Here is a 25,477-nt window from a genome sequence, read left to right as displayed (position 1 = left end):
TGATCCGGCCTGCACTGCCGGCAGGATGATCTCGCCGATCCCGGCCCGCGGTCCGCTGCCGAGCAGCCGCAGGTCGTTGCAGATCTTCGAGAGCTTCACCGCAATGCGCTTCAGCACCCCCGAGAAGGTCACGAAAGCACCGAGGTCCGAAGAGGCCTCCACCAAGTCGGTTGCCGGGATCAGAGGCATGCCAAATATGTCGGATAGTTGAGACACTGCGGCCTCCCGGTAGCCCGCCGGAGCATTGATGCCAGTTCCCACTGCAGTGCCGCCAAGATTTGTTTCGCGCAGTAGGTCTGAGACCTGACCCAGGCGCTCGATATCCTCATTTATTGTCGCCGCGAAGGCGGAGAACTCCATACCCAAGGTCATGGGAACCGCATCCATCAACTGGGTGCGGCCAACCTTCACTATCCCGGCAAAGGCACGGCCCCGCTCGGCGAAAGCCTCGCTGAGGTGGCGCTGCACGCCCATCAGCGGTCGGGAGGCGAGCAGAATGGCAAGCCGTGCGGCGGTCGGGTAAACGTCGTTGGTCGACTGCGAACAGTTGACGTGGTCATTGGGATGCAGATGCCGATAGTCACCACGCGCGCGGCCAAGCCGGTCAAGCCCAAGATTGGCGATCACCTCATTGGCATTCATGTTGGTCGACGTGCCGGCCCCGCCCTGGATCATGTCGACGGCGAAGTGCTCGTGGTGCTTCCCGTCGATGATCTCGTCGCAGACAGCGGCGATGATTTCGGCGAGCTCGGGTGCCAGCGCTCCCACCTGGGCGTTTGCCAGCGCCGCCGCCTTCTTCACCATGGCCAGTGCGCGCGGTAGCTCAGGGAAGTGCGACAGCCTCACGCCCGTGATGGGAAAGTTGGTCAGCGCCCGCGCCGTGTGGATACCATAAAGGGAATCGGCTGGAAGGGGCAGTTCCCCGATCGAATCGTGCTCGACGCGCTTGCTCATACATTTTCCTGTAGGCTTGGCCGCCGCCTGCCGCTCTCCCCGACACTTGGCTCTCCGGCTGTTTTGTTCCGAGACGGTGACACTGCGCATGCAGATCAGCTCCCAGCCACGTCAGCTGTATAAATGAGGATAGCAGGAACAGTAAGCAACAGCAGCGGGGCACGTCGCCATGCGAACGGCGGGTTTGATCGGTCACGTAAGCTGCCGGTCACTTGTCGGCCCCCATACCGGCCCGCGGCATCAACGCAGTCGGAACGGCGGCTTACCGGCTGATGCCGCTAAACTCGACCACCGCTCCCGGGCCCCTACCCTGCTCTTCAACTTTCTTGGCCGCTCGTCAGAAATGGGGTGGAATGCTGCCAGTCCGCTTTCATTTTGGTAGAGGCCGTAAGCAGCCTTAGTGAGCGGCCGTTTGTGCCGCAAGCCGGCTTAGCGTAGGGCGGCACCTACCGGCATTCCGTTGACCACATGGTCGCAGAATTAGCTTAGCCTGGGTCAATAAGGCTTCATGAGCCGTGAAAGCGAGCAGCTACTCGTCCACCTTGTCTGCGGCCGGGCGATCGTCGGCACCGGGGCGTGATGCTGGCGTGATGGCGGCAGCATGAGTTGCCTTGGCACCGCTTGCAGCTCTTCGCCAGTTACCTGACGTCCCTGCATCTGCGACACAGCAGTCCCGCTCACGGCATTATAACAACCTGTTCTGGAGCTGCGATATGGCTACCGCCTCCGAAAAATGGATCACCAAAAGATGTGAGATGACCACCCCCCTGCTTGTTCGTCCTAGCTGGCTTGAAATCCTCGTCGGATTGATTGGTATGAGCATCTTCGGCGTCGCCTGGCGTTTCTCGTTATCAGACAGCCTCTCGAGCCAGCCGCAATCGGGCTGATTTTGACCGCCTTGTCAGGGATCGGAGGACTAGCGGGGTTTTTCCTCGCTTATCGTTTAAGAACCCGCAAGCTCAGCGATTTTGGAGGCAGGCGAACGACATGGAAATGGCTCCTGATCGGTGTTGCCGCAGGGCTTCTCACCTTCATCGCCAAAGGCGCATCGATCCTTCTATGTCGCAATGACTGGAGACAGTTTCAAACGTGCAGGAAGTCTACGCCCAAGGGGGCAGTGGCGGGCTGGCTAACCTGATAATCGCGACCGCGTTCTTGGCCGTTCTGACCCCGTTGGGCGAAGAGCTGTTGTTTCGGGGGGTGGTGACAACCGCGCTGCTTCGGTACGGCCCGCTTCTCGGGGTGGTTGGCGGCGCGTTGGTTTTTGCGCTCTTCCACGGCATCAATCCGGTATTCCCGGCAGCCTTGGTGACCGGTGAGATATTCCGTCGGAGTGATCCATTTGGCCCGCGGTGATCGTGCATTCGGTTGTGAACTTGCCGACCATTCCGGCGCTGGTTCTAACCGGGCCGGGGCAATAGGCAGGACCGGTTTATGACGGGTAGTCCTTGCAACGACCGAGCAGCTTGGCTCGCCTGGAAAGCGGCCGAGACCCACCATGAATGTCGCCGCCGAGCCAATGCGGTTGGAAGAGGCCCCGTTGGATTTTATAGGTCATTGACGGCCATGTTGATCTGCCTCTTGCCATTGACCAGGCCAGCAACCCCGTCATCGATCCCAGCGAGCATCACATCAATGATTACCCCTCCTCCGGGTCTGCAACGCTGGTGCGTAGTGGCTGTCGTGCCAAGAGGTGCGTTGATCACATTAACCGTTACGCTGGAGCGATCGGGCACAGGCAGTTGAGCAAGCGGATCACGGACGGCACGACGATATTCTGACGGGCTCATGTGCCGATGTTTCTGGAATACCCGGGCGAATACCTGGTTGGACGAATACCCGACGTCAAAGGCGATCTCTGTGATGGGCTCATCCGTCGTCTCGAGCAGCTCGCAAGCCTTTTCCATCCTCATAATCGTCAGGTACACGCGTGGCGGCACACCGATGCTTTGCTTGAACATGCGTGCGAAATGAAAGCGGGAAAGCCGCACCTCTGCGGCCAACTCGTCGAGACTGATGTCTTCGGAGATCCGTGCACGCAACAACTCCAGGCAGCGCCGTTCGGCCCACGGGGCAAGGCCACCCCTTGCGGGCACATGGGGTGCCCTGCCCAAGCGGATGAGTTCTGCAGTATCTTGCGACTTGATCATGTTGTGCTCCATTTGGGATCGTTGGGAGGGCGATCCACGCAAGAGGATGATCGGGTGACTCGGCGCCGATGTTAAATTAAGGGCTGAAAAAGGATGTAAAACGGCCAGCGCCGATTTTGCGGCCTCGAGACAAATGTGGTTACGTTACATGCACGTAGCCACTCAGTTGGCTCGCCCGGGGACGCCACGTTTTGATCAGCTGTCGGGCGGTTCTGAGATCGTGCGTATCATAGCCCTCGCTGAACCCGCTATAAACCTCAGCCAACATTGCGTGGGCTTCGTCGGTGCGCCCCTCGGTTGCAAGCAGGCCCCCCAAAGTCATGGTGGAGCGCAACACCAGACTAAGGGCTCCTTGCTCGTATGCTAGTTCAATCGAACGCCGCAACATCGCCTCAGCAGCGCATGGATCCAGCCGTCCGGCAGCAATCTCGATCTTGGCACGCGTACGCAGCAGCTCGGGCATCTCGAATGACTGGTGAAGCGCCTCGGCACGTTCCATTGCAGCGTCAATGATCAGTTGAGCCTCGGGGATGTCACCGCAGGCAAGCAGCGCCTCGCAAAGCGATCTGCTCAACATCGTCGCGAGATTTTGCCGTCTCTCCACCTTCAAGGTGTCTAGCGCCTCGCGAAGCTTGTTTGCAGCCGTCCGGAATTCTCCCCGGAGCAAAGCTATTTCGCCCGAAAGCGCGATGCCGAAGGCCGCATTGGTACCGTAAGAGTAACGAATGCCGTGCCCAATGAGACGGTCCACCAACGCCTCGGATTCCGCAATATCCCCCCTCCACAGGAAAACCGTCGTGGCATACGTCAAGGCAACGAGCATGCTCATAGGTTGCTCGTCCAGCTCCGATTCTTCGAGTGCCTGACGCGCCACTTGAGCGGCACGGTCCGGAGCGCCGCTCAACCAAAGTGCCCGCGCCAGGACATTGAGGGCACGGGTCCGATGGGCAAATCCAAGCACATCGATTTTGGTGGTGCCAAGCCTTTCCGCTTGCTTGAAACCTTCCTCTGTGTGGCGTATGGCGCTCGCATGGTCCCCCGCAAAGTGATGCGCACATCCCAGCATCCACTCGGACATGACAATGCCCTCGGGATAGCCCACTTGGCGGGCCAACTCGGCGCTGTGGGACCCCACCTCTACAGCCTCACGGTAGCGGCCCAGATGAGTCATCACGATATGCTGCGCCGCGTGCAACTCGAGCTCTCGTTTATGATCCTTGAGCTTCCGGGCAAGACTGAGCCCACGTTCGATCGTCGCATTGAGGTCACCCCGATCGACGCGGGTGAACAGCGCTGACATCGCTAGGGATGATTCCAAAATGAGGTGTGTCTTGGTGCCCTCATAGGGGCCCACTTTCTGCAGTGCGGCCTGACACCATCGATGGCATTCGTCGAGCAGGGACAGATCCAATAGATGCGGTGCTGCGAGCGCCGCCAAACAAGTTGCTAGCTCGCCTTTTCCTGACTCCGAGAATGCCCATGCAAGCGCAGTACGCACGTCGCCCACCTGAAGCAAAGCGGGCTCCAGCGGACGCGAGCGATTTTGACTTTCTAATCGGCTGAGTTGCTCAATCAGGTACCCTGCAAGCCTGTGGGAGACGCAGTGGATTTCACCCGATTCCGCCAGCTTTTCCGATGCATACGCACGTGTCGTATCCAGTAGCCGGAGATAGCTCGCCCCTCTGATCGTCGACGTCGATAGCAATGATTTATCGATGAGACTTGCGATTGCAGAGGTCGCATCAGCACTAGTCAGACCAGCGCCCGCCGCGATCGTTTGCGCTCCCTCCAGTTGAAAAGGGCCCGCGAACACCGACAACCGGTACAGGACGCGACGTTCAGTCTGGGACAGAAGATTGTAACTCCAATCAAGCATGGCATAGAGCGTTTGGTGTCGGGGAGGCGCGCTGCGCCGGCCAGGCCACAGAAGATTGAATCGGCTCTCGATCAGTTCCGCTGTTCCCCGCACACCATGGAAAGGTACTCGTCCCGCCGCCAGTTCGATTGCGAGGGGTATGCCATCCATGTTCCGGCAGATATCAGCGGCAAGCAGGGCAACCTCGTCGGTAACCGCCTCGTGCGAGCCGCTCGCTGCCGCTCGATCCATGAACAGCTGGACTGCGGGGAAGGCTGTCCAATCCGCTGCCGTAGTGCCCCAGCCGATCGGCGGAACATCGAGCGGTGGAAGGATGTGGACGTGCTCCCCTTCTGCACGCAGCAACTCCCGACTGGTCGCGAGGAGATGCGTTTGCGCTGTGGACCGATAAAGCCACTCGGAGAGCGCGGCGGTCTGATCAATGAGGTGCTCGCAATTGTCCAGCACAAGCAATGATCTTCTGGGCGCGAGAAACGCCAGGATGCCCGCCTTGGGATCGTTCGCCTGCACCCTCAAGCCGAGGGCGGACGCGATCGCACTGGGCACGAGAGAGGCGTCGTGCACGGAGGACAGGTCAACATAATACACGGCGCCGTCAAAGACATCGCGCAATGCGTGGGCGACAGAGATGGCGACAGCTGTCTTGCCCATTCCGCCCGGGCCGATGACGCTCACGAAGCGATGCTTGGTGAGTAGCTCGACCACTGTGCTGACCGAGGAATCGCGCCCAATCAGCCGAGTAAGAGCCTCGGGCAACGAGCGTTCACCGACAAACGCCGGTGGCTGGCTGGGTGACTGCGGATCAAATGTCCATGTTTCCTCGCCTTCCTGAGATGAGGACCCAAGCTGCGTTCGAGTCACGGGCGCAACAAAGCTATACCCCCGGCCCGGGACGTTCACGATGTAGCGGGCACCGTTCCTGCCGTCGCCCAGGCTCTTGCGCAGGCTCGCGATGTTGACCCGCACATTAGCTTCGTCGACCACCAGTCCCGGCCAGGCACGCGCAATCAATTCTCGCTGGGAGAGCACCTCTCCTGCCTGTTCAACCAGCGCAATCAGCAGGTCGAGCGCTCGGCTCCCAACATTGACACTTACCCCGTCGGCCTGCAGTAACCGCCCTGATACGTGCAGACGAAATGGGCCAAATTCAACAATATCGTCGATAGCGGGCGGCAGCATGCGCCAAAATCTCCTACCAGATCCTCCCTCTGAAGACGCGCGATCGGGCGGGGACCTGCGTCACCCGGTTCTTTTCAGTTTGCGGCAATATATTTGGATTTGGAGTTCCCGGTAATATGTGCAGACTGCAATTGTAAATTTCAGGGACTGACACAATCATGGATCGACTGGAGGCTATGTCCATTTATCTGGCCGTGATTGACGCCGGCTCTTTTGCCGCCGCAGCACGACGACTGGGCTGCTCTCCGGCATCTGTGACGCGGGCGGTAACCCGTTTGGAAGAAGCTTCGGGCGACCGCCTGCTGGAGCGAACAACAAGGCAGTTTAGTGTAACCGAGGCCGGGGCCCGTCATGCCGCGGTGTACAGGCTGCTACTCACCGAACTTGCGCAACTCGAAGCGCACGCACAAGATCCTGTGGTCAAGGGCACTGTCGTCATCACTGCGCCCGAACTTTTTGGGCGCATGAACGTGATTCCCGTTGTCGAAAGCTTTCTGGCTGCCCATCCGCAGGCAGAGGCGCGGTCCCTGCTCGTCAACCGCGTGGTCGACCTGGTCGATGAGGGTATAGATGTTGCGGTTCGTCTAGCCCCGCTACCGGATTCGTCACTAACAGCGATCAAGCTTGGCGAAGTGAGAAGGTTAACCTGTGCCGCACCACGTTATCTGGACAAACACGGAGTCCCCGAAAAGCCTTCAGATCTAACAGGCCATTCGTGCATCGGCTTGAATGAGGCGGGCGCTCAAGAACTTTGGAGTTACCGGGAGCATCCATCAGGCCGCCGCATCAAATCCGTCAGAGTTGCTTGCCGCCTCACGACGAACAGTGCGGGCGCGGCGGCCGATGCTGCCGTGCGCGGCTTGGGCATCATTCGACCACTCTCGTATCACGTGGAGGAACATATCGCGCGGGGTTCCCTGGTTCCACTCCTGGCTCCCTACGAACCCGAGAGAGTGCCGGTGAGCTTGGTGTTTCCCCCGCAGGGCAAGGGCAACTTCAGCGCGGTTAGAATGTTCATAGACCACGCCGTTCCCCGGCTACGGGAAAGACTGAAAGCTTGCAGCTCAATGGCTTCACTTAGTGATCGTACAGAGGCATAGCTTCATCGTCACCCGGTGTCGAAGGCTGGGGCTTTGAGTACGACGCCTTCTCGTTGCATAGACCGCTGCACGAAGGGCAGTTTCAGCCATGCCTTTGGTCAGCGCCCCCATCCGCAGAGAGTTCCTTGTGGAGCGATCGGGCCAAAGCCCGGGGCGCCAAGACATAGAGGTACATATCTGCAATGTTTGGCGCCGCATCGGACGGGTAGCCTTTGGGTCCGATCTCCTGTTCAAGCCTGTCGAAGAGCTACCCCGAGCCTGACCTGGCACCTGCGCCGGAGGTCCCCCCGGCAATCATTCCGGCCGGCAAACCGTTCCGCGCGCCACAGCACCGGCAACTGCCTGCTTACCGTTGCCGACAAGACCAAAGCATCCGCGCCGGTGCGAACACTGCTCAACTGGTGCTGAACGTGCGTCTGCCTTGCACCTCCTGACCCCCTGCCTTTAGAGGCGCGAAGGGAGGTGACCGCAAGATTGGCACTTCCACAGCAGCTTCTGCGCCGCCGGTCATGAGAGGTCCCTCTAGCTTCCCGTCAGCCGCCGACGAGTTCTGCTCGTTCCAGCTGCCCGCGGGGCCAACAGGGTGGACGCTGTCCAATCTGGCACCGTGAAAAGGCTGCCAAGCGATGGTCGGCACGACACCGTAAGCGCCTCCTACGGCCCCGCAATAAAGGTAAATATCATGACTTTCCGCAACGGTCTTGCTTCGCTTCTGCGTCCCCAAGACTCTGTTCTCATCCTCATTGACCACCAGCCCTTCCAGCTGGCCAATCTGAACAGCCACGAACCACAGATGGTGGTCAACAACACGACGGCGTTGGCGAAAACGGCAAAGGCGTTCGGAGTTCCGACCATTCTGACCAGCGTGCTCGGCGAGCGTGGCGGTTTGCTCTTCCCCCAGATCACCGACGTGTTTCCGGATCAGGAAGTTATGGCGCCCTTCTAGGCTGCATGGGTGTCGGCGCCATCGCAGGCGCATTGCTGCTCAAGAGACTGCGCAGGAGTGTGGCGCCAAACGCAATTTCCATTTGGGCGACGCTGCTGTTCTCGGCCGCGACGCTCGCATTGACGCTGGCGCCCAATGGCTGGCTCGCAGGGGCGGTGATGTTCGCCGCCGGCCTCGCCTGGATCGGCATGCTGACCTCGCTCAATGTGGCGGCCCAACTGGCCTCCCCTGGCTGGGTCAAAGCCCGCGCGCTCGCGGTCTACCTGCTGGTGTTTCAGGGGGCGATGACCGGGGGCAGCATCCTTTGGGGCACGATAGCGAGCCGCTTCAGCGTCACTGGCGCTTTAACGATTGCTGCCGCCGGGCTGGCGCTGACGATCCCGCTGGCGCTGCGATGTCGACTACCCCAAGATACCGCAACCGACCTTACGCCCTCAGACCACTGGGCCGAACCTGTTGTCGCGACCCCGCTCACCGGTGACCGCGGCCCGGTGCTGATCGAAGTCGAATACCAAATTGCACCTGAACGACAGGCTGAATTCGTTAGCGCCTTGCGCCGCTTCGGCGTCACCCGGCAACGAGACGGAGCTCTGCGATGGGACATCTGGGAGGACGTCGCCGATCCGGGGCGCGTGGTCGAAACCTTCGTCGTCCAAAGCTGGATCGAACATCAGAGACAGCACGGGCGCGTTACCCGCACCGATGCGCAGGAGCAAAAACTGCTCAATGCCTTCCACCTCGGCGACCGACCGCCCCTGGTTCGTCATTTGCTAAGGCCGCTGTGAACCTGGGTTGCACGCGCAGCAGCCCGACGCTTGACGGCACCGGACCGCCAAATGCCGTCACCTTTCCTCATCGCTGAACGCCGCGGATGGGCCGCCCCGTGGATGCGGGGCGGCCCATCTGCCGGAGCGGGACGCTATCGGGGCACAGCGCCAAGCGTTTTGAGGGCTTCAACGCAGGCGACAGCCGCTTCCCTTCCCTTGTTGTGCTCATCAGCGCGGCTCCGCACGATTGCCTGCTCATCGGTGTAGGTGGTCAATATCCCGAAAGTGAGGGGCTTTCCCGTTTCGAGGCCCGCTTGCATCAGACCGTGAGCAACCGCTTCGCTGATATATTCGAAGTGGGCCGTATCTCCCTTGATCACGCAACCCAAACAGATCACGCCATCATAGCCGGTCTGAGCAAGCCGTTTGGCTATCAGCGGGATCTCGAAAGCACCGGGAGCCGAGTAGATGTTCTCCGGGTTGACGGAAATCCCGTTCGCGCTCAGATAGGCCAGCGCCCCATCCCGCAGGCCTTCTGTGACCTCGGGGTTGAACTGGCTGACAACCAGGGCGAGGCGGGGCATTGCATCAGACATTTTGCTTCTCTTGTTCGGGATCAGTGAAGATGTGGCCCAGCTTTTCCCGTTTGGTGGCGAGATAGCGCCAGTTGTACGGATTGGCTGGTATTTCGAGCGGCATCCGCTGTGCGACCTCGATGCCGACCTTTTCTAGCGACAGCACCTTGTCCGGGTTGTTCGACAACAGGCGCAAGCGGTTGACACCGAGCGTGCGCAGGATGTGGCCGGCAACTGCGTATGTGCGAGCGTCTGCCGGGAGACCCAATGCCGTGTTGGCATCAACTGTGTCCTGGCCCTGGTCCTGAAGGGCATAAGCTCGGATCTTGTTCGCCAGACCGATGCCGCGACCCTCCTGCCCCCTCAGATATATCAAGGCCCCTCCGTCCCCGGTGGCGATCTGGCGCAATGCTTCTCGTAACTGCGGTCCACAATCGCATCGGAGTGACCCCAAGGCGTCGCCGGTGAGACATTCGGAGTGCATGCGCACCAGCGGAGTACCTGACAGTGGATTTCTGATCAGGGCCAGATGCTCGGTCCCATCAGCGCGGCTACGGAATGCCCGAACTTCCAGAGGGATTGGCGAGTGCTCGGTTGGCAGTTCAGACCGGGCAACTTCGTCGACCAATGTCTCACGGGCGAGGCGATGGGCGACAAGGTCCCGAATAGTGAGGATCTGCAAGCCGTGTTCCTGGGCAAAGATATCCAGATCGACCCGCCGGGCCATCTCCCCATCGTCGCGCATGATCTCGCAGATCACACCGGCCGGCCGCAGCCCTGCCAGCCGCATCAGGTCCACGGCGCCTTCGGTGTGGCCATTGCGGGACAGCACACCACCCTCGGCCGCCCGTAGTGGAAAAACGTGACCCGGCGAGGCGATGTCGGTCTTTGTAGCCTTTGGGTCGGCGGCGACCCGGATGGTCTGTGCTCGGTCATACGCTGAGATCCCGGTGGTGATCCCTTCGCGGGCCTCGATCGAGACAGTAAAGGCGGTCGAGCGCCGAGCCTCATTATGGGCGACCATGGGTGCCAGACCCAGCTGATCTACCTGTTCCCCGTCGAGCGCCAAGCATATCAGGCCACGCCCGTACCGGGCCATGAAGTTGATCGCCTCAGGAGTTACAAACTCGGCGGCAGCCACCAGATCGCCTTCATTCTCTCGATCCTCATCATCGACGAGGATCACCATGCCGCCGTTGCGCAATTCAGTCAGAGCTCGAGATATGGCAGACATAGGCGCTCCACATATTTGGCCATAATGTCGACCTCGACATTGAGGTCGTCGCCGATGGCGAGGGCGTGCAGATTGGTGTGGTTCCAGGTATGCGGGATGATGGTCACCATCACCGCGAGCCCCGCTTCGCGCGGCTCAACCCCATTGATCGTCAAGCTGATGCCGTTGAGGGTGATCGAACCTTTTTCCACGCAGTAGCGTGCCAGAGCTTCCGGAAGCAGGAACACATGCCGCCAAGCGCCATCGGTTTCTTGCCGTTCCGCCAACCGAGCGAGCCCATCAACATGCCCCTGCACCATGTGTCCGGAAAGCCGGGTGTTAAGGGTTACCGCCCGCTCCAGGTTGGCCTGATCGCCAACGGCTAAGCGACCAAGATTGGTCCGCGCCAGGCTTTCAGGGCTGACAAAAAACCGGGCCCAGCCGGTATCATCGAACTGGGTGACGGTTAAGCAGACCCCATCAACGGCTACACTTTCGCCGAGGGAAAGGTCTGTGATGCCGCTTTGTAGTTCGAGTTCAAGCGAACCGCCGCTGGTCGAGGCCCGCGTCACGCGCCCCATGCGTTCAATTATGCCCGAGAACATCGATTTCCTTTCGGTGTAGGTGAAACTGGGTGGCCGCGTTGCGGCGAATGGTGACCCTATCAGTGCCGTCCGAATTTGCTGACTGCTCGATCAGCACGTGTTCGTCCCACTGGCCGGACGAGAGCAGGTGTTCGGTTAAGGTCGGCCCGGCTTCCACCAGCACTTCCATGCCCCCTGCGGAGGCGATCTTTTCCAACGCTTCGTGCACCTGATCAGCCCGGTAGACGGCCAAACCACGCTGCTCGACGGAATCCTGGTAGCCGGCAGAAACCCGCTGGCGACGATCAAGGACCACCAGCATACGGTGCTTGTTCGGATGGTCCGGGACCAGCCGCACCGTGAACAGCGGTGCGTCAGCCAGGATAGTGCCTGAGCCGGTAAGGATCGCGTCGGCCCTACGGCGCAGACGATGTGCCAGTTCAAGCGATGCCGGACTGGTGAAGGTCTTCTGGCCGTCAGGCGGAACCATACTGCCGCAAGACGACACGGCCTGTTTGATGGTGACGAAAGGAAGCCCAGTCAGACTCCTCTTCGCGAATGGCTCAAGGAGGCGTTCGGCACTGGCGAGCAGGAACTCTGCTCCGGGTAGCTTTAAGTCCGCCAAATAGTGCACCGAGCGCCCGGCCGCGCGCAGCCGCTCTGCTCCGCGACCCGCCACATCCGGATTGGGATCGCGGCAGGCTATCCATATCTGTTGGGCGTTGGTGGCCAGGATTGCATCAACGCAGGGTGGTGTACGTCCATGATGGTTGCACGGCTCGAGCGTCACGACGATCGTGCTGATGCTATCGGCTTTGCCGCGGGCGCGGGCGCTCGCGATGGCCTCGATTTCTGCGTGTGGCATTCCGGCCCGACGATGGGCCCCCACGGCCAATTCCTGCCCCGCCCTATCCAGCAGAACGCAGCCTACCGGAGGATTTGGAGCCGTTGCCCCCTCATGGGCCCGCGCCGCCTCCAGAGCGTGCGAAAAGGCCCGAAGAACGTGCTCAGGCCGAGTATGTGGGATGGTTGTAGTTTGGTACATTCCCTTCTCCTCGTCACTTTCGAGGAGTTTCAGGGCAAATGACGACGCAACGCGCGAAATCCGGTCATCGGAAAGCGCGCGTGCACATCATTGGTTCTCTTCCATCCGGACTATACCGTCGGCCCCGGAATTGCACCGGATCTGCTGTCCCCATCCCCAAGAGGATAGGCGCTCGCGGGCTGATGTGCCGAAAGACACAATTACCGCCGGTGGGGAATTTCACCCCGCCCTGAGAACTCAATTAGTTGAATAAAGGCACACAGGCGTGGGGATCAAGTGGGCACAGAGGCGTAACCACCCACGCTGCCTTGCGGTAACGGCACAGTACCTGGCTGGCGAGTTGCTTGCGAGCGCGGGTACTAGTCATGCTGGTGCCTTCGGCTTGCGGCAAAATTGCTCCCGCCTGTGTGCTCCAAGCGCCAGGACCGTCTCGCAGCAGCGAGGCAGTCCTGTACGGCTTCAGTCGTCCTTGTCTTCGACCAAGGACTCCGGCGCCAGGTTGGTCAAGCGCCTCGGACTAGCGCTGGGCACGACGCCCACGTTGAGTTCAGTGCTGACTTGAGGCGCAATCTCGAGCGGGCGCAGCGTATCCTCGTCCACCAGCAGCAATCGGTGAGCGCCGTCTGCATCCCTGACACTGACGCTGAGCACGCCGTCACCCCATAGCTCAACTGCCGTAGCGTTGATCCCACGGGCGGACAGGGTAGCCATCATCGCTGCGGCCGAACGACCATTGATCTCGTCATTATCGGTCGACAGGCTTTGTGCGGCGAGGGCCGCAGGAGACACCAGCAGCAAAGCGGCAGCAGCGGTGGCCCTGATAATGGAAAACATCGAGAATTCCTTTCGTGTTGTTCGCACTTACCTAGGGAGGCTCAGGCCGAGGAATAAGCTGCGTTTAAGGGATTGATCGTCTCTCCCCGCAGACAATAAGGACTTGCCGGGAAGTGGGCCTGGCGGTCGCGCTGTTGAGCGAGATGGACCTGCTGACTACTTCAGTCTCTTCCAGGACGTGGGGCTCTAAGTGCGCGGTGCCTCGTGCCTTGGCAGCAAGGCCACGCCCATACTGGCGTTCGCGCGTAGCCTGTCGCAGATGGCGCCCAACACAGGCTCGCGACAAGAAAAGCGTCAGGGACTTGTGGAAGATTGCACCTGTTGCCCCGGCCACTCTGAGATAGTGGCAGAACACTTGAAAGGACGACCAGGCAGAACCTTGGCCGTCCATTCAGTCCCGGAACATGGACGCCAAGCAGGTGCTTGGCGCGCGTCTTACGCGTGAACAGGGCGCAGCACGTCGTCACCGCGTCAGTCAGCCAAGGTGCCATCTTCTTGTTCATCGAACAGCATGACATTGGCCCCGGTTGCGGTCAGTCGAACGACGTCGCCCTCTATATGGGCAACCAATCCTCCCGGGATGTAGAGGCTTGGGACAGCGTTATTGTCGACCACAACAGACTCCAGCTTAATTCTGGAACCCGCAACGTCCGCAACCAGGCCCACCTTGACGCCGTCTGCGCCGACAACAGTCATTCCCTTGGCAATTGTTGAAAGGTCGCTCATTTTATCTCCTTTTGAATCTTACATGTTTCGGCTGACTTGCCGATCTCTAGGGGTCTACACAGTGGCTGCGGACAAGGCTCCGGGCTTCCGGAGCGGCCAACTGGGGCACGCGCAAGGCGCGTGTGACGACGAATGGTGGCCGCAGCTAGGTTCGACAATCCTGTGCCTGGAGTGCCTATGAACGCATCAGGATGTCCTGCCATTCCGGATGACGATTGATCTGCGCCTTAGCAAAGGGACAAAGTGGGATAATGGAAAACCCCTCGCGCCGAGCGTCCTCAACCGCTTGCTGCACCATACTCACTCCAATTCGGCGGCCTCTCAACTCATCGGGGACGAAGGTGTGATTGATGATGATCAATCTCTCCCCGGCGTGCCTATAGGTCATTTCGGCCTCGAAGCCGTCGACAGCCACGCTGTAGCGACCTTTGGATCCTTCGTCCTCGCGCACTACGTTCCCACCAGGGACAAGCGGCATATCCTGGGTCCGATCGGTTCGGCGCTCGTCGTCACTCATTGCAAAGTCTCCGTTTTTCTGGTGGACATGTTCGATGTCTTGGCACTGCCCAGACCCGCCACTGCGGTGGGTTGCTGATTGCTACTCCGGCAATGGAATGTGCTCGTCGCGGTCGTTGATCGGCAGGTCGAACCGCCCTTCGCCCCACTTCTGCGCTCGCCAGTCCGCCTTGGCCGCTTCGATGCGTTCCTGGGACGAGGCGACAAAGTTCCACCAAATATAACGGGGACCAGGTAGGGTGGCGCCGCCCAGGATCATCAGGCGAGCACCGTTTTCGCCGGCAGCGACGGTGATCCGGTCGCCCGGTCGGAAAACCATCATCTGGGACGCTTGAAACTCTTGACCGGCAATCGAGACCGAGCCCTGGACGATATAAATCCCGCGATCTTCATGCTCGTCGGGCATCGGCATCCGGCTTCCCGGCTCAAGGAGCACATCGGCATAAAAGGTCTCCGAGAGCATTCTGGCCGGCGCAAGCTCGCCATACGCACGACCAAGGATCAGCCGGACCGAGACACCGCTGTCCTGGATGTGGGGAAGCGCCTCCTTGCCGTGGTGCTCGAATGTGGGTGCCATTTCTTCATAACGGTCAGGCAAGGCGAGCCAGGTTTGTATCCCAAAGAGGCTGTTTGGCCCGCTCCGTGCTGCGGCACTGGTTCGCTCCGAGTGGGAAACCCCACGTCCGGCAACCATCCAGTTCAACTCACCAGGATGAATTATCTGGTCGGCGCCCGTGCTATCGCGGTGATGAAAATCGCCGCGATACAGGTAAGTCACAGTGCCGAGGCCCACATGCGGGTGCGGGCGAACATCGATGCCCTGACCCGTAAGCAATTCGGCCGGTCCTGCTTGGTCAAAAAAGATGAATGGACCAACCATCTGCCGCTTCGGCGCTGGCAAGGCACGTCGCACCTCAAAACCTCCGATGTCGCGGGAGCGCGGGATGATAAGGGTTTCGATTGCGTCGACAGAGACCCGATCGGGGCAGCCCGGTTCGAGTGCTGGGTTCCAGCTCATATTAGTAATACTCTCCTTCGAGCCTGTCACAGGCGAGGTGATATGGGGGGGATTCCTATTGCGCAGTCGTGGGCGTCACTAGACCTGCGATCGGTTCAGCTGTGTCGCGAAAATCGGCACGTGCCATCGCGGACACTGTCCGGGCTTGGACCTATTCTCCGGTAACGAAATCCGACGCACCTGGCCGCAGCGCCTCCTCTCCAAGGAGCGGCAGATGAAGCCGAAGTTGCACCCGGGTTCCAACCTCTAACTCGTGCTGCTCGAGACTTGCCGGAAGGTTTGCCGCGATGGACTGGATGAGTTGCCTCCCCGTTCCGGAGCCTGACGCCACCGGACTGTTGCCAAAGCCGAACCCGTCATCTTCGACGCTCACCAGGAGTGACGCAGGATGCTCGAGTGTGACGCTTATTCTGACTTCGCCAACTGCATCAGGGGGGTAAGCGTACTTCAGTGAATTGCACACGAGCTCGCTGATAATCATGGCGAGCTGGATGACTTGAACCTTCGGCAAGGCAATCGCCACACAAAATAATCGTACAGCGTCCCGTGAAGATGGCTCCGTCCAAGCATCACGAAGCGCCTCGACCAGCCTTTCCAGAAACTCGTCTAGCATAAGGCTTTCATTCGACCCGCTATGCGCAAGGAGCCGATGCAGCGTCCCAACGGCAGTCAAGCGCTGATACGCATCGACAAGCGCGGCTCGGGCCAACTCGTCGCTCACCGAGCGAACTTGCCTCTGGAGCGTTGCCACCAGAAGTTGCAGCGAATTGGCAATTCGGTGGTTGGCGTCGGCGTAGCTTAGAACCAACTGAGCGAACACGGCTTCCGCCCCGTCATGTAGTCGCGCTTGTTCGTAACTTGTCATTTGCGTTTCCGGAAAAAGGCCTCAAGGGCCTCAGAAAGCCGCCGGCGGCTCCGCGGTCCTCATCTTCTCGACCGCGGAGTTGTAGGGGTGGCCTCAATCAGCTTGGCGCAAAGGAGACAGCCGTCCCAAGCCGTTTGTCCGGCGGTGTCCGGCCTCTCACTTGGCCGTATAAACCAAGATCGCTCCGGGATTTTCAGGTGTCTCGGACACCCCTCCCTGGGGATCCACAACACCGCCGCTCAAGTCGGTGGCGAGATAGATCGTTCCGCCGTCATCGGAAATCTCGAGATCCCGCAAACGGTTTGCACCCAGATAGTAGCGCGTGAACCCGTTCTCTTCGGCGGCTGGGTCGATGCTGTAGATGGAGCCGTGCTTCAGCGTCGTGCTCATCAAACGCCCGCTGAGCTCCGGCACTCTATCCTGCTCGTAAAGGGTGATTGAGGACGGCCCAACACTTGGGCGGCAAAGATAAGCGAAGTCCTCGCATCCCGGCAGCGGCTCGCTCACCGTGAACATCGTGGCGATGGGCATCACGTAGTTTTCTGGCGCCTGCCACTCGGATTCCGCCTGCTGCGGCACAACGTCAGGCGCTCCCTGTGAGGGGCCGATCGGATCAAGGCCGCCGCAGGGCTCAGATGCTTGTCCCCATTGAGCATAAAGGTAGAAGTTGTCATCCTGCTGCCCAGCGATGTGGGGCCAGCCATAGTTGCCACCCGCCTTGATGATGTTGATCTCATCGTCCGAATCCGGACCGTGCTCGTTGGCGTAGAGCGTCCCATCCGCGGCAAAAGAGAGACCCTGCGGATTGCGGTGGCCGTAGCTGTACACATGGCTGCGCACACCATCGACCTCCGGGTTGTCCTCCGGAATGCTGCCGTCGAGATTCATGCGGAGCACCTTGCCCTGATAGGCGTAGTGATCTTCCGCCGCGAGCTGGGCTGCTGTGGGCAGTGTCTGGGACTCGATAGGTCGGCACCAATTGATCAGCTGATTATGCCCCTGATCGCCGACCGTCAGATAGATCATTCCATCGGGACCGACCTGCATCCGCCCTGAGTTGTGGTCGTTGCTGGACGGAATTCCGGTCAGGATGTCGGTCGGGTTGGAAAGCGTGCCGGTTGTCGCGTCGTAATCGAAACGGACCACCTTGTTGAACAGCCGATGGAACGGAGCTTTCTCGTCCAGCTGCGTCGGGTCGGTGCGTTCAGCATCCTGGTAGGTGTGGTACACAAATACCTGGTCGGTCCCGTTGCCGAACTCGGGGTGGAATGCAAACCCCATCACTCCGGTCTGGCCCTGGATGACCTCAGCCACCTCGAACACTTCGGGCACGTTGAACGCGTAGGCTGTTTTGGTCGTGCCGTCCTCCAAGTTAATCCGGGTGATCTTCCCGGCTGTCCGTTCGGTCACCCAAAGCCAGCCGTCTGCCCCGAGCCTTATTTCGAAGGGGTTGCCCAAGCCCTCGGCAAGCACCGCCTTGGCAAATGGGAACTCGGCGACCGTGACATCCTGGGGGGATTGTTGCGCGGCAGCGGGCGCAAGTGCCAGGGCCGCCAAAGCAGTTGAGAGATAGAGTGTTTTCCAAAGTTTCATGTTGAGTATCTTCCTGCTGAGCTCGGATTGAAGTGATCGCTGCCAAAAGCTAGCAGCCGCAACTGCCGGAAGCGGCGCTGGGCTTGCCGCGGCCGCGCCGATCTTGCTGCTCCGGTTTCAGGAAACTTCCAGGGAGGAGATCGGATCGCGAACGACCCGACGATACTCAGTCGGGCTCATGTGCCGATGCTTGGCAAAAACTCGGGCGAGTACCTGGTTAGACGAGTAACCAACCTCCAAAGCGATATCAGTGACCGGAAGGTCCGTCATCTCGAGGAGTTCGCAAGCCGTTTCGACGCGCATCCGCGTCAAGTAGACCCGGGGCGGCACCCCTATGCTTTGTTTGAACATGCGGGCGAAGTGGAATGGTGACAGCCGAGCCTCGGCTGCGAGCTCCTCGAGGCTGATGTCTTCCGAGAGCCGTGCCCGCATCAGCTCTAGAGAACGTCGTTGCGCCCAGGGAGCGAGGCCACCTCTTGGGGGCGCGAACGGTTCCCCGCCTAACCGGCACAGCTCCGCCAAGATCTCGCAGCCCGCGGCTTGCGCCAGCAAACGCGACGGCGCGCCCTCTTCATGACTGAGGCTCCAAAGTTTCTGGAGCGCCGAGCTGATAACTGGCGAGTCAATTGGCCCACCCCGCAGGTCAAGGTCGTCGAACGAGAACCGACCTTCTGCGGCTTCATCGAGCACCTTTTTCCAATGCAGCAAAGGAAACGACAGATTGCGAATCTGATGGTTTGCGTCAGCTGTGGTGTGATGGGCGAAGTTCGGTGCAGCGACCACGAAGTTGCCCCTCGCAAGCGTCTTATTGAAATTGCCCCATCCAAGGTTCCCCGCTATGCGAGTGCCGCCGCGTAGATCTTGATACAGGGCAAGGTCTGGCACCGCGGGGTCGAACATGTCTCCCGCCCGGTTGCGCCGCCTCCAGCATATTGAGGATGCCGCCGGGCGATTTCATCGAGCGCACAAAGGGTGCCCGGGGGCCTTCACTGTACCAATGCGCCAGCGACGAATATACCCCTCCGCTTGTTTGAGTATATTCAACGGCGCGGCTAGGCCGCCTCCCCAGCACATGGCTCACAGTGATATCTCTCGTTGCTGTCGCTAGCAGTGTTGCTTTGATCTCGGCGCCAGCGGTGTGCTCACTGCATCAGGTCCCCAGCTGCGGCATATCAGCTGGAATGACGGTCTGCTCCGAGCCGCGGCACCGCTAAGTCAGTTTTGACCACCATGTGGCGGCGCGCGCTGGCCTGCGACTTAGAGGGCTGCTTGCAGCCCATCTAGGCCGGCAAAACGTGCAACTGTGTCGCGCAAAGCGGAACGCTCGGGACAAGGCGGCCGAGAGCGGTGGCTTTTGATAGCGAGCAAGCCCTTCGACGTTGCACCCGCCACGCAACGGTGACGTCAGTAATCAACTGCCGGGCGCGGCCTCGCCTGATCCAGACCCCAGAGCTCCGGGTTGTGCTTGAAATGCTCGATCAACATATCGGTCAAGACCCGCACTTTGCGTGAGAGGTGTTGACCCGGTGGGCGAACCACATAGGCGCCTGCTGCGGGAGGTGGGTAGTCCGTCATTACCGGAACGAGCGCACCGGAGCTAAGATAGCTGTGCGTCAGGCAATCCGGCAACGAGGCTATGCCAAGGCCTGCAACTGCAGCAACGGTGAGTGCCAAGCCATTGTCGGCTTTGAAGCGCCCTTGCGGCTGCACCGCGACCACCTTGTTGCCGTCCATCAGGTGCCAGGTCTCGGTGCCCTGCATCAGGGCCTCGTGCGCCGTGAGTTCCTGGGGTGTCTTGGGCGATCCATTCAGTTCAATGTAGCCAGGGCTGGCAACCAGTCTGCCATAGATGGGGCCAATCCGCTTGGCGATCAGGTTGGAATCCCTGAGCGTGCCCACGCGGATCGCGCAGTCAAAGCCCTCGGCAATCAGATCAACCAGGCGATCGCTATACAAGGAATGAATGTGCAGTTGAGGATGGCGTCGAGCCACCTCTCCGAGCACCGGAGCAAAGTGGGTGGGCCCAAACGACAATGGCAAGGCTATGCGCAGACGCCCGCGAAGCTCCCCTGTGGGGAGGATCGTATCCTTGGCCGCCTCGAACTCCGCCCTGATCCTTGCCGCATGGTCCCGAAATGTCACCCCAGCCTCGGTGAGGGCGGCGCCCCGGGTCGATCGGGCAAGCAGCTGCACGCCCAGTTCTGCTTCAAGGCGTATCAACCGTCGGCTGACTATTGACTTTGAAACTCCCATCCGGCGTGCGGCGGCAGAAACCCCTCCGGCATCGGCAACCTCCACAAAGGTCACAACATCATCGATGTCCAACTCGGCGTTCCCCATTGGTGACACGGTTTGGCAGATCAGTGCACTATGCTGCCAGGAACCTGGATGGCAGTATCGAGAGCCCGTCGATCCTTGCCGACATCTGCCGTCGCGCCACGCCAAAGCCCATCAACCCGCACGGGGAGTTGATGGCCGAAGCGATCCCTGCAAAGCATTGCACCGGCCAGTGCCCAGGACGCTTAGCTTAAAAGGAACCGAACAACCAATGAGCATAGTCATCGACAATCCAGCCCAACATCGTTTCGAGCTGCCGATCGATGGCAGCGAGGGCGAGATCGCGGCCGCCTATTACCGGGTCGAGGATGGACAAGTCATCCTCACCCATACTGAAGTGCCCCAGAGATTTTCTGGACAGGGGCTCGGTTCCAAACTCGCGCGCGGTGTCTTCGACGACATTCGAGCGACCGGTCGCAAGGCCGTCCTTCGTTGCCCGTTCATGGGCGCATTCTACGCCCGCCATCCTGAATACGCCGACATCGTGGTTGGGTAGGATCGTGGATCGAAACGGTGCGATCAAACGCTCCGCCTCGACCAACCTTCAGAGGTTTGCGGGAGAGGCGGTCCGCGCGCCGTTCAACTGTTCTGAGAATTGGTGCTGTATTCACTGCCTGCGCGGCAGAGTTGCCTGGCTCTCCGAGCCAGGCAGGCTAGGCAAGTTCATTCATCGTCGCTTTCAATCAACGATTGAGGCGTCCCGTGCGTCAGCCGCTGCGGACGCGGAATGGGTGCGGCACCGGCACTCAGCTCGGTACCGACGATCCGCGTTTCGGTGAGGGGGCGCAGAGTATCCTCGTCCACCAGCAGCAAGCTATAACCACTTGCATTCCTGACCTCGACGCTGAGGACCCCGTCCCCCCACTGCTCTACTGCCGTTGCCTTGATCCCTCGGGCAGACAAGGTGGCGATGATCGTCGCGACAGGACGATCATTGATCTCGTTGTCATCGGCCAAGCTCTGCGCCGCTAGAGCCGGCGAAGTCAGCAGCAAAGCCAGCGCAGCGCTGGCCGTTATCTTAAGAGACATCGAATTTCCTTTGTGTTTGGTGCGGCCCGCAACCGGGCAGCGTCTCGCAGGCAACTCTGCTCCACACGAGAGCACCGCCTGCTTCGAAGTGCCGTTTCTAAGCGCTGGCGGAGTGTGCCGCGTCGTAAGAACTGCTGTTTAAGTGCCGATCTTGCGGGTCATCATGGTCACGCCATCGATCGGGCACCGGCAGCTGATCCGGCAGCCATGCTCGGGATGCCGCAGGACACAGCTTCGTTCCGCCGCCAAGAAGGTCACCAGCGCCGGCTGGCCAAAAACTGTTGGAGATGCCGGCGAATGCTGCACTAGCCCATGCTGCAACCGAGCGACAAGGCAGGGCGCTGGCCGCTGGTGGGCTGCCTGATGCCTGCGATCCCGCAAGATCGGCACTTAAGCAGCACGTTCTGCGCCGCACGATCCGGTCGCGACGCTAACATCCTCATTGCAAGCTGGGCCGCTCGTATGGAGCGGGAACTTATGCGCAGGGACCAGGCGGATCACTAGCGTCCCTCAACCAAGCCGGTCGGAAGGATTACCTGCAATGACAAACATTACCGCGCGCGACGGCACGAATATCTTCTTCAAGGATTGGGGGCCGAAAGACGCTCAGCCTGTGATGTTTCACCACGGCTGGCCGCTTAGCGCCGATGACTGGGACAGTCAGATGCTGTTCTTTCTGTCTCATGGCTATCGGGTGATAGCTCATGACCGTCGTGGTCATGGCCGATCCGATCAGACCGATACCGGCAACGACATGGATACCTACGCCTCCGACGTGGCGTTGATCGCCCAAACTCTGGATCTGCGCCACGCTATCCACATCGGGCATTCGACAGGTGGGGGCGAGGTCGCGCGTTTTGCCGCCCGCGCAGAGCCCGGCCGCATCGCCGGTGCCGTCCTGATCGGCGCTGTGCCGCCTGTCATGGTCCAGTCGGCCACCAATCCAGGTGGTATTCCCATGCAGGTATTTGACGACTTCCGCGCGGCCCTGTCCAGGAACCGCGCCCAGTTCTACCTGGATGTACCGAGTGGACCTTTTTACGGCTTCAACCGCAACGACGTCGAAGCCAATCAAGGGCTCATCGACAATTGGTGGCGCCAGGCCATGAGCGGCGGTGCGAAGGCGCACTACGACTGCATCGCCGCCTTTTCCGAGACGGATTTCACCGAGGATTTGAAGGCCATCTCCGTTCCAGTCCTGTTTCTCCACGGTGAAGATGATCAGATCGTTCCCGTCGAGAACTCCACTGAAAAGGCAATTAAGTTGGTGCGCAACGGCAGCGTGAAAACCTACCCTGGCCTGTCTCATGGGCTGTTTGCCACTCATCCCGAGCTAATCAACGCCGATCTACTCGCGTTTGTTCGCGGTTCCTGAAGCGATCGGCAGGTAGCCCGCAGGGCCACGGTTCTGCGCGGCCACATCGCGCACGACCCTGGCTTGATCAACCACGAAGCAAGTGGCGAAATGGCAAGAACACTCATGAAAGTTGAGTTTGGAATAGATTCCTTCGGCGATCTGCCGCGGGACGATCAGGGAAATGTCGTGTCCCACGCCGAGGCCATCCGCGCCACGGTCAAGGAAGCGGTCCTCGCCGATCAAGTGAGCATCGACGTGGTGTCGCTTGGCGAGCATCATCGTCCCGAATATGCGATCTCGAGCCCAGAAACCGTCTTGGCCGGTATTGCGACCAAGACGTCGCGCATCCGCCTCGCATCTGGTGTGACGGTGCTGAGTTCCGATGACCCAGTCAGGGTGTTTCAGCGCTTCGCCACCGTCGACGCCCTGTCAAATGGGCGTGCGGAAGTGATCCTTGGCCGCGGCTCGTTCACCGAGTCCTTCCCGCTCTTTGGTTTCGACCTCAACGATTATGAGATCCTGTTCGAGGAAAAGATCGACCTGTTCCACAAGCTTCTCGATGAGAAGCCCGTTACCTGGCAGGGGACGACCCGGGCAGCATTGGCGCGAGCAGACGTCTTCCCCAAGACTAATTCCGGGCGGCTGACGACCTGGGTTGGCGTTGGAGGCTCGCCGCAGTCAGTTATTCGTACGGCCCGCTATGGCTTCGGGCTGATGCTGGCCATCATTGGCGGGCAACCTGCCCGCTTTGCCCCTTATGTGGACCTTTACCGCAGAGCGAGCGAGCAGTTCGGCACTTTCGCCCTGCCCGTGGGCATGCATTCGCCAGGATTTGTCGCGCGCACGGACGAGGAAGCGCGGGAGCTATTCTACCCTGGCTATCGGGAAATCCGCGACCGCATCGGCGCTCTGCGCGGCTGGCCTCGGCTGCGCAAGGAAGACTTCGACACCGATGTGGACACGGGCTCACTCTATGTTGGCTCGCCCGAGACAGTCGCACTTAAGATGGCCAAGGCCATTGCAACGTTGGATGTTGGCCGTTTTGACCTCATCTACTCCGCTGCCGGAACAGTGTCGGCCAGTGCCCGTCTGCGTGCCGTCGAGCTTTATGGCAGCAAGGTGGTTCCGCGTGTGCGCGAGCTCCTTGCTGACCGGAAAACGGCCGCGAAGGTTTGACATGGCTGGCAGCAACGCGAAAACGATCGGCATCTTGGGTGCCGGCAAGGTTGGCACTGTTCTGGCGAGACTGGCTGTTGCAGCCGGTTACCAGGTCTTGATCGCCGGTTCGAACGATCCCGCAGCAATCGCCCTGACTGTTGAAGTTCTCGTCCCAGGCGCCGAGCCGGCGTGGTCCGCCGAAGCGGCGAGGCGCGCTGATATCGTGATCCTGGCCCTGCCCTTGGGGAAGTACCAGAGCCTTCCTGTCGCCGAACTCGGCGGCAAGCTGGTCATCGACGCCATGAACTATTGGTGGGAAACCGATGGTGAAAGAGCCGATCTGAAGAACCCCGCTCGGTCAACCAGCGAGATTGTGCAGGATTTCCTGCAATCCTCACGAGTGGTGAAGGGGCTGAACCACATGGGCTATCACGATCTCGATGAGCAGGCTCGCCCGAAAGGGCAGCCTGCTCGCAAGGCGATCGCTGTGGCGGGCGACGAACCCCAGGATGTCGCAGCAATTACCGACTTCATCGACACGCTTGGCTTTGACGCGGTCTATCTAGGCTCGCTTGCCGACGGCGCCAGGCTGCAGCCGGGCGAGGCCGCCTTTGGTGCCAATCTAACCGCCGCCGAACTCACGGAATTGCTCATGCTGCCACCAGGCAATCCTGCATTCTACGCGAGGGAACAAGAGGACTCAGCATGAAAATAGGAATTCACAGCTTCGCGCCCTCTTCCCCGATCCCCTTACGGGAGCCGTGCCGACCCTGCCGACCGGGGTGATCGAAGAAATCGAGCTCGCGGAAAGCGTGGGACTCGATTTCTTCGGCATTGGCGAACACCACCGCGCCGAATTCCTGGATTCTGCGCCGGCGGCGCGCTCATGTTTCGGCTCAGCGAGTACCTTCCTTAAGGCCCGTCAGTTGCCATACCCAACGAAGCCCCTGGCCAGCAGTGGTTCCCGCCTCGACGACCAGGTTGACGACGTCCTCTGCTGTGCTCTCATGCTTCCAATCGCGCTGCAGTTCACTGATGTAAGCCTGAGTGGTGATTGGCCGTGCCCCGGCTTGAACCATCCGTTGCACAGCACGCTCGTGAGCCTCTGCGCTACTGCCACCTGAAGCGTCGGTGACGATGTAGACCTCGTAACCTTCAGCCAGAAGGGAGAGCACCGGCATCGCCAGACAGACCTCGGTCCAGAGGCCCGCCAAAACGAGCTTTTTCTTCCGGGTCCCTTCCACCCAATCGACCACGCGCTGATCATCCCAGGAATTCAGGCCAGTCCTGTCGATTGGCACTTGATCGGGATGGACCGCCTGGATCTCTTTGACGAGTTCCTCACGTTCAGCGAACGCGGTGGTAAAAAGTGTAGGAACCGCGAAAATCTTCGCTCCCTTGGCTGTAATCACAGTATTTGAGACAACCTCCTGCACGGAGTGAGAGCGCACAGACAGTAGTTGGAGGTACTGATGGTCAATCAGGATTAGCGCATGGTTGTCCGGAGTGAGCAAAGTATCATCGTTTGACATTGTATTGCTTTCTGTGAGGGATCGTGCACCGGGCATCCGGCGCTAGACGACAAAACTCTAGCGGACGTTTTCGTGCGGTGCGGCGCAGAGGCTGCCGCAGAGGTGTCAATCTTGCGGTCGCTT

General features: G+C 60.2%; 25 protein-coding genes, 2 pseudogenes and 1 riboswitch. Of the genes and pseudogenes, 10 read left to right on the top strand and 17 right to left on the bottom strand.

All coding sequences use genetic code 11. The annotated features are described in order from the left end of the window. Positions 1 to 954, bottom strand: a 954-nt coding sequence (locus HRU92_RS16100) for a lyase family protein (protein WP_173088539.1), incomplete at its 3' end; no start/stop codon positions are given. A gap of 713 nt (positions 955 to 1,667) precedes the next feature. Between HRU92_RS16100 and HRU92_RS20390 the strand changes: the two genes are divergently transcribed. Together HRU92_RS20390 and HRU92_RS20620 are read left to right on the top strand one after the other, a co-directional pair. Then, entirely contained in the window at positions 1,668 to 1,841 is a 174-nt protein-coding gene (locus tag HRU92_RS20390) for a hypothetical protein (protein ID WP_210259524.1), read from the top strand. A 202-nt stretch (positions 1,842 to 2,043) separates the two neighbouring features. Further along, a complete protein-coding gene (locus HRU92_RS20620; protein ID WP_210259523.1) occupies positions 2,044 to 2,310 on the top strand; it encodes a CPBP family intramembrane glutamic endopeptidase in 267 nt (88 codons plus the stop codon). A 191-nt stretch (positions 2,311 to 2,501) separates the two neighbouring features. On the opposite strand, the gene HRU92_RS20615 is transcribed toward HRU92_RS20620, so the two are convergent. Then, entirely contained in the window at positions 2,502 to 3,104 is a 603-nt protein-coding gene (locus tag HRU92_RS20615; protein ID WP_248307165.1) for an AraC family transcriptional regulator, read from the bottom strand. A gap of 139 nt (positions 3,105 to 3,243) precedes the next feature. After that, positions 3,244 to 6,159 carry a winged helix-turn-helix domain-containing protein gene (locus HRU92_RS16085; protein WP_173088537.1) on the bottom strand — a complete coding sequence of 972 codons (2,916 nt, stop codon included), beginning with the start codon at positions 6,157 to 6,159 and terminating at the stop codon, positions 3,244 to 3,246. Between the two features lie 176 nt (positions 6,160 to 6,335). Between HRU92_RS16085 and HRU92_RS16080 the strand changes: the two genes are divergently transcribed. The 3 genes and pseudogenes from HRU92_RS16080 (at position 6,336) to HRU92_RS16070 (ending at position 8,990) form a co-directional block, all read left to right on the top strand. After that, the gene (locus HRU92_RS16080) at positions 6,336 to 7,259 is read left to right on the top strand and encodes a LysR family transcriptional regulator (RefSeq protein WP_173088535.1); all 924 of its coding nucleotides are present in this window, start codon (positions 6,336 to 6,338) and stop codon (positions 7,257 to 7,259) included. A 682-nt stretch (positions 7,260 to 7,941) separates the two neighbouring features. Then, positions 7,942 to 8,193, top strand: a pseudogene (locus HRU92_RS16075) (hydrolase); the annotation flags it as partial. Between the two features lie 17 nt (positions 8,194 to 8,210). Further along, positions 8,211 to 8,990, top strand: coding sequence for an MFS transporter (locus tag HRU92_RS16070; RefSeq protein WP_173088532.1), 780 nt, complete (start codon positions 8,211 to 8,213; stop codon positions 8,988 to 8,990). Positions 8,991 to 9,124: 134 nt separating this feature from the next. Here the strand turns inward: HRU92_RS16070 and ribH are convergent, their stop codons facing one another. The 12 genes from ribH to HRU92_RS16010 all read right to left on the bottom strand — a co-directional run bounded on the left by ribH (position 9,125) and on the right by HRU92_RS16010 (position 20,266). Then, positions 9,125 to 9,568: a 6,7-dimethyl-8-ribityllumazine synthase gene (gene ribH, locus HRU92_RS16065; RefSeq protein WP_173088530.1), complete on the bottom strand. Its 444-nt coding sequence runs from the start codon at positions 9,566 to 9,568 to the stop codon at positions 9,125 to 9,127. Beyond that, positions 9,561 to 10,781 carry a 3,4-dihydroxy-2-butanone-4-phosphate synthase gene (ribB, locus tag HRU92_RS16060; protein WP_173088528.1) on the bottom strand — a complete coding sequence of 407 codons (1,221 nt, stop codon included), beginning with the start codon at positions 10,779 to 10,781 and terminating at the stop codon, positions 9,561 to 9,563. Before ribB ends, ribH begins: the two co-directional genes overlap by 8 nt. Next, a complete protein-coding gene (locus HRU92_RS16055) occupies positions 10,757 to 11,365 on the bottom strand; it encodes a riboflavin synthase (protein ID WP_172125188.1) in 609 nt (202 codons plus the stop codon). The genes ribB and HRU92_RS16055 overlap by 25 nt, the downstream gene beginning before the upstream one ends. Then, on the bottom strand, positions 11,346 to 12,389 hold the full coding sequence (gene ribD, locus HRU92_RS16050; protein ID WP_173088526.1) for a bifunctional diaminohydroxyphosphoribosylaminopyrimidine deaminase/5-amino-6-(5-phosphoribosylamino)uracil reductase RibD: 1,044 nt from the start codon (positions 12,387 to 12,389) through the stop codon (positions 11,346 to 11,348). Before ribD ends, HRU92_RS16055 begins: the two co-directional genes overlap by 20 nt. 89 nt (positions 12,390 to 12,478) lie before the next feature. Next, positions 12,479 to 12,630: riboswitch (FMN riboswitch) on the bottom strand. A 218-nt stretch (positions 12,631 to 12,848) separates the two neighbouring features. Continuing rightward, positions 12,849 to 13,223, bottom strand: coding sequence for a PepSY domain-containing protein (locus HRU92_RS16045; RefSeq protein ID WP_173088524.1), 375 nt, complete (start codon positions 13,221 to 13,223; stop codon positions 12,849 to 12,851). Between the two features lie 471 nt (positions 13,224 to 13,694). Continuing rightward, positions 13,695 to 13,949 carry a DUF2171 domain-containing protein gene (locus HRU92_RS16040; RefSeq protein WP_172125195.1) on the bottom strand — a complete coding sequence of 85 codons (255 nt, stop codon included), beginning with the start codon at positions 13,947 to 13,949 and terminating at the stop codon, positions 13,695 to 13,697. A 175-nt stretch (positions 13,950 to 14,124) separates the two neighbouring features. Then, entirely contained in the window at positions 14,125 to 14,466 is a 342-nt protein-coding gene (locus HRU92_RS16035; protein ID WP_172125197.1) for a GNAT family N-acetyltransferase, read from the bottom strand. A gap of 81 nt (positions 14,467 to 14,547) precedes the next feature. Then, positions 14,548 to 15,483, bottom strand: coding sequence for a pirin family protein (locus HRU92_RS16030; RefSeq protein WP_173088522.1), 936 nt, complete (start codon positions 15,481 to 15,483; stop codon positions 14,548 to 14,550). 151 nt (positions 15,484 to 15,634) lie between these two features. Continuing rightward, positions 15,635 to 16,348, bottom strand: a complete 714-nt coding sequence (locus HRU92_RS16025) for a sensor histidine kinase (protein ID WP_173088520.1) — start codon at positions 16,346 to 16,348, stop codon at positions 15,635 to 15,637. A gap of 156 nt (positions 16,349 to 16,504) precedes the next feature. Further along, complete coding sequence (locus HRU92_RS16020; RefSeq protein ID WP_173088518.1) at positions 16,505 to 17,941, bottom strand: glucose/sorbosone family PQQ-dependent dehydrogenase; 1,437 nt, start codon at positions 17,939 to 17,941, stop codon at positions 16,505 to 16,507. 117 nt (positions 17,942 to 18,058) lie between these two features. Continuing rightward, positions 18,059 to 18,841: an AraC family transcriptional regulator gene (locus HRU92_RS16015; protein ID WP_248307164.1), complete on the bottom strand. Its 783-nt coding sequence runs from the start codon at positions 18,839 to 18,841 to the stop codon at positions 18,059 to 18,061. Positions 18,842 to 19,345: 504 nt separating this feature from the next. After that, positions 19,346 to 20,266, bottom strand: coding sequence for a LysR family transcriptional regulator (locus HRU92_RS16010; protein ID WP_173088516.1), 921 nt, complete (start codon positions 20,264 to 20,266; stop codon positions 19,346 to 19,348). Positions 20,267 to 20,489: 223 nt separating this feature from the next. Between HRU92_RS16010 and HRU92_RS16005 the strand changes: the two genes are divergently transcribed. After that, positions 20,490 to 20,774 carry a GNAT family N-acetyltransferase gene (locus HRU92_RS16005; RefSeq protein ID WP_173088515.1) on the top strand — a complete coding sequence of 95 codons (285 nt, stop codon included), beginning with the start codon at positions 20,490 to 20,492 and terminating at the stop codon, positions 20,772 to 20,774. 167 nt (positions 20,775 to 20,941) lie between these two features. On the opposite strand, the gene HRU92_RS16000 is transcribed toward HRU92_RS16005, so the two are convergent. Then, a complete protein-coding gene (locus HRU92_RS16000; protein WP_173088513.1) occupies positions 20,942 to 21,307 on the bottom strand; it encodes a hypothetical protein in 366 nt (121 codons plus the stop codon). A 541-nt stretch (positions 21,308 to 21,848) separates the two neighbouring features. Here HRU92_RS16000 and HRU92_RS15995 point away from each other — a divergent pair. The 4 genes and pseudogenes from HRU92_RS15995 to HRU92_RS20610 all read left to right on the top strand — a co-directional run. After that, positions 21,849 to 22,682, top strand: coding sequence for an alpha/beta hydrolase (locus HRU92_RS15995; protein ID WP_173088511.1), 834 nt, complete (start codon positions 21,849 to 21,851; stop codon positions 22,680 to 22,682). A gap of 105 nt (positions 22,683 to 22,787) precedes the next feature. Beyond that, a complete protein-coding gene (locus tag HRU92_RS15990; protein ID WP_210259522.1) occupies positions 22,788 to 23,840 on the top strand; it encodes an LLM class flavin-dependent oxidoreductase in 1,053 nt (350 codons plus the stop codon). Beyond that, entirely contained in the window at positions 23,809 to 24,531 is a 723-nt protein-coding gene (locus HRU92_RS15985) for an NAD(P)-binding domain-containing protein (RefSeq protein ID WP_210259521.1), read from the top strand. The genes HRU92_RS15990 and HRU92_RS15985 overlap by 32 nt, the downstream gene beginning before the upstream one ends. Beyond that, a pseudogene (locus HRU92_RS20610) lies at positions 24,528 to 24,700 on the top strand (LLM class flavin-dependent oxidoreductase); the annotation flags it as partial. The gene HRU92_RS15985 and the pseudogene HRU92_RS20610, both read left to right, overlap by 4 nt. Positions 24,701 to 24,718: 18 nt before the next feature. On the opposite strand, the gene HRU92_RS15980 reads toward HRU92_RS20610, so the two are convergent. Continuing rightward, on the bottom strand, positions 24,719 to 25,354 hold the full coding sequence (locus HRU92_RS15980; RefSeq protein ID WP_173088505.1) for a hydrolase: 636 nt from the start codon (positions 25,352 to 25,354) through the stop codon (positions 24,719 to 24,721). Positions 25,355 to 25,477: the final 123 nt, after the last annotated feature.

Origin of the sequence: Devosia sp. 1635 (assembly GCF_013185955.1) — a bacterium.
Lineage (GTDB): Bacteria > Pseudomonadota > Alphaproteobacteria > Rhizobiales > Devosiaceae > Devosia.
Note: the sequence above shows the minus strand (reverse complement) of the source record. Positions and strands in the feature narration are given on the sequence as shown.

What these genes read in the sequence shown, in the direction of transcription:
- HRU92_RS16085 (WP_173088537.1), bottom strand. Translation starts at nt 6,159, where the DNA reads ATGCTGCCGCCCGCTATCGACGATATTGTTGAATTTGGCCCATTTCGT.
- HRU92_RS16000 (WP_173088513.1), bottom strand. Translation starts at nt 21,307, where the DNA reads ATGTCTCTTAAGATAACGGCCAGCGCTGCGCTGGCTTTGCTGCTGACT.
- HRU92_RS15990 (WP_210259522.1), top strand. Translation starts at nt 22,788, where the DNA reads ATGAAAGTTGAGTTTGGAATAGATTCCTTCGGCGATCTGCCGCGGGAC.
- ribD (WP_173088526.1), bottom strand. Translation starts at nt 12,389, where the DNA reads ATGTACCAAACTACAACCATCCCACATACTCGGCCTGAGCACGTTCTT.
- HRU92_RS16040 (WP_172125195.1), bottom strand. Translation starts at nt 13,949, where the DNA reads ATGAGCGACCTTTCAACAATTGCCAAGGGAATGACTGTTGTCGGCGCA.
- HRU92_RS16035 (WP_172125197.1), bottom strand. Translation starts at nt 14,466, where the DNA reads ATGAGTGACGACGAGCGCCGAACCGATCGGACCCAGGATATGCCGCTT.
- HRU92_RS20390 (WP_210259524.1), top strand. Translation starts at nt 1,668, where the DNA reads ATGGCTACCGCCTCCGAAAAATGGATCACCAAAAGATGTGAGATGACC.
- HRU92_RS16030 (WP_173088522.1), bottom strand. Translation starts at nt 15,483, where the DNA reads ATGAGCTGGAACCCAGCACTCGAACCGGGCTGCCCCGATCGGGTCTCT.
- ribH (WP_173088530.1), bottom strand. Translation starts at nt 9,568, where the DNA reads ATGTCTGATGCAATGCCCCGCCTCGCCCTGGTTGTCAGCCAGTTCAAC.
- HRU92_RS15995 (WP_173088511.1), top strand. Translation starts at nt 21,849, where the DNA reads ATGACAAACATTACCGCGCGCGACGGCACGAATATCTTCTTCAAGGAT.
- HRU92_RS15980 (WP_173088505.1), bottom strand. Translation starts at nt 25,354, where the DNA reads ATGTCAAACGATGATACTTTGCTCACTCCGGACAACCATGCGCTAATC.
- HRU92_RS20615 (WP_248307165.1), bottom strand. Translation starts at nt 3,104, where the DNA reads ATGATCAAGTCGCAAGATACTGCAGAACTCATCCGCTTGGGCAGGGCA.
- HRU92_RS16045 (WP_173088524.1), bottom strand. Translation starts at nt 13,223, where the DNA reads ATGTTTTCCATTATCAGGGCCACCGCTGCTGCCGCTTTGCTGCTGGTG.
- HRU92_RS16080 (WP_173088535.1), top strand. Translation starts at nt 6,336, where the DNA reads ATGTCCATTTATCTGGCCGTGATTGACGCCGGCTCTTTTGCCGCCGCA.
- HRU92_RS16055 (WP_172125188.1), bottom strand. Translation starts at nt 11,365, where the DNA reads ATGTTCTCGGGCATAATTGAACGCATGGGGCGCGTGACGCGGGCCTCG.
- HRU92_RS16015 (WP_248307164.1), bottom strand. Translation starts at nt 18,841, where the DNA reads ATGTTCGACCCCGCGGTGCCAGACCTTGCCCTGTATCAAGATCTACGC.
- HRU92_RS16070 (WP_173088532.1), top strand. Translation starts at nt 8,211, where the DNA reads ATGGGTGTCGGCGCCATCGCAGGCGCATTGCTGCTCAAGAGACTGCGC.
- HRU92_RS16020 (WP_173088518.1), bottom strand. Translation starts at nt 17,941, where the DNA reads ATGAAACTTTGGAAAACACTCTATCTCTCAACTGCTTTGGCGGCCCTG.
- HRU92_RS16005 (WP_173088515.1), top strand. Translation starts at nt 20,490, where the DNA reads ATGAGCATAGTCATCGACAATCCAGCCCAACATCGTTTCGAGCTGCCG.
- HRU92_RS16025 (WP_173088520.1), bottom strand. Translation starts at nt 16,348, where the DNA reads ATGACAAGTTACGAACAAGCGCGACTACATGACGGGGCGGAAGCCGTG.
- ribB (WP_173088528.1), bottom strand. Translation starts at nt 10,781, where the DNA reads ATGTCTGCCATATCTCGAGCTCTGACTGAATTGCGCAACGGCGGCATG.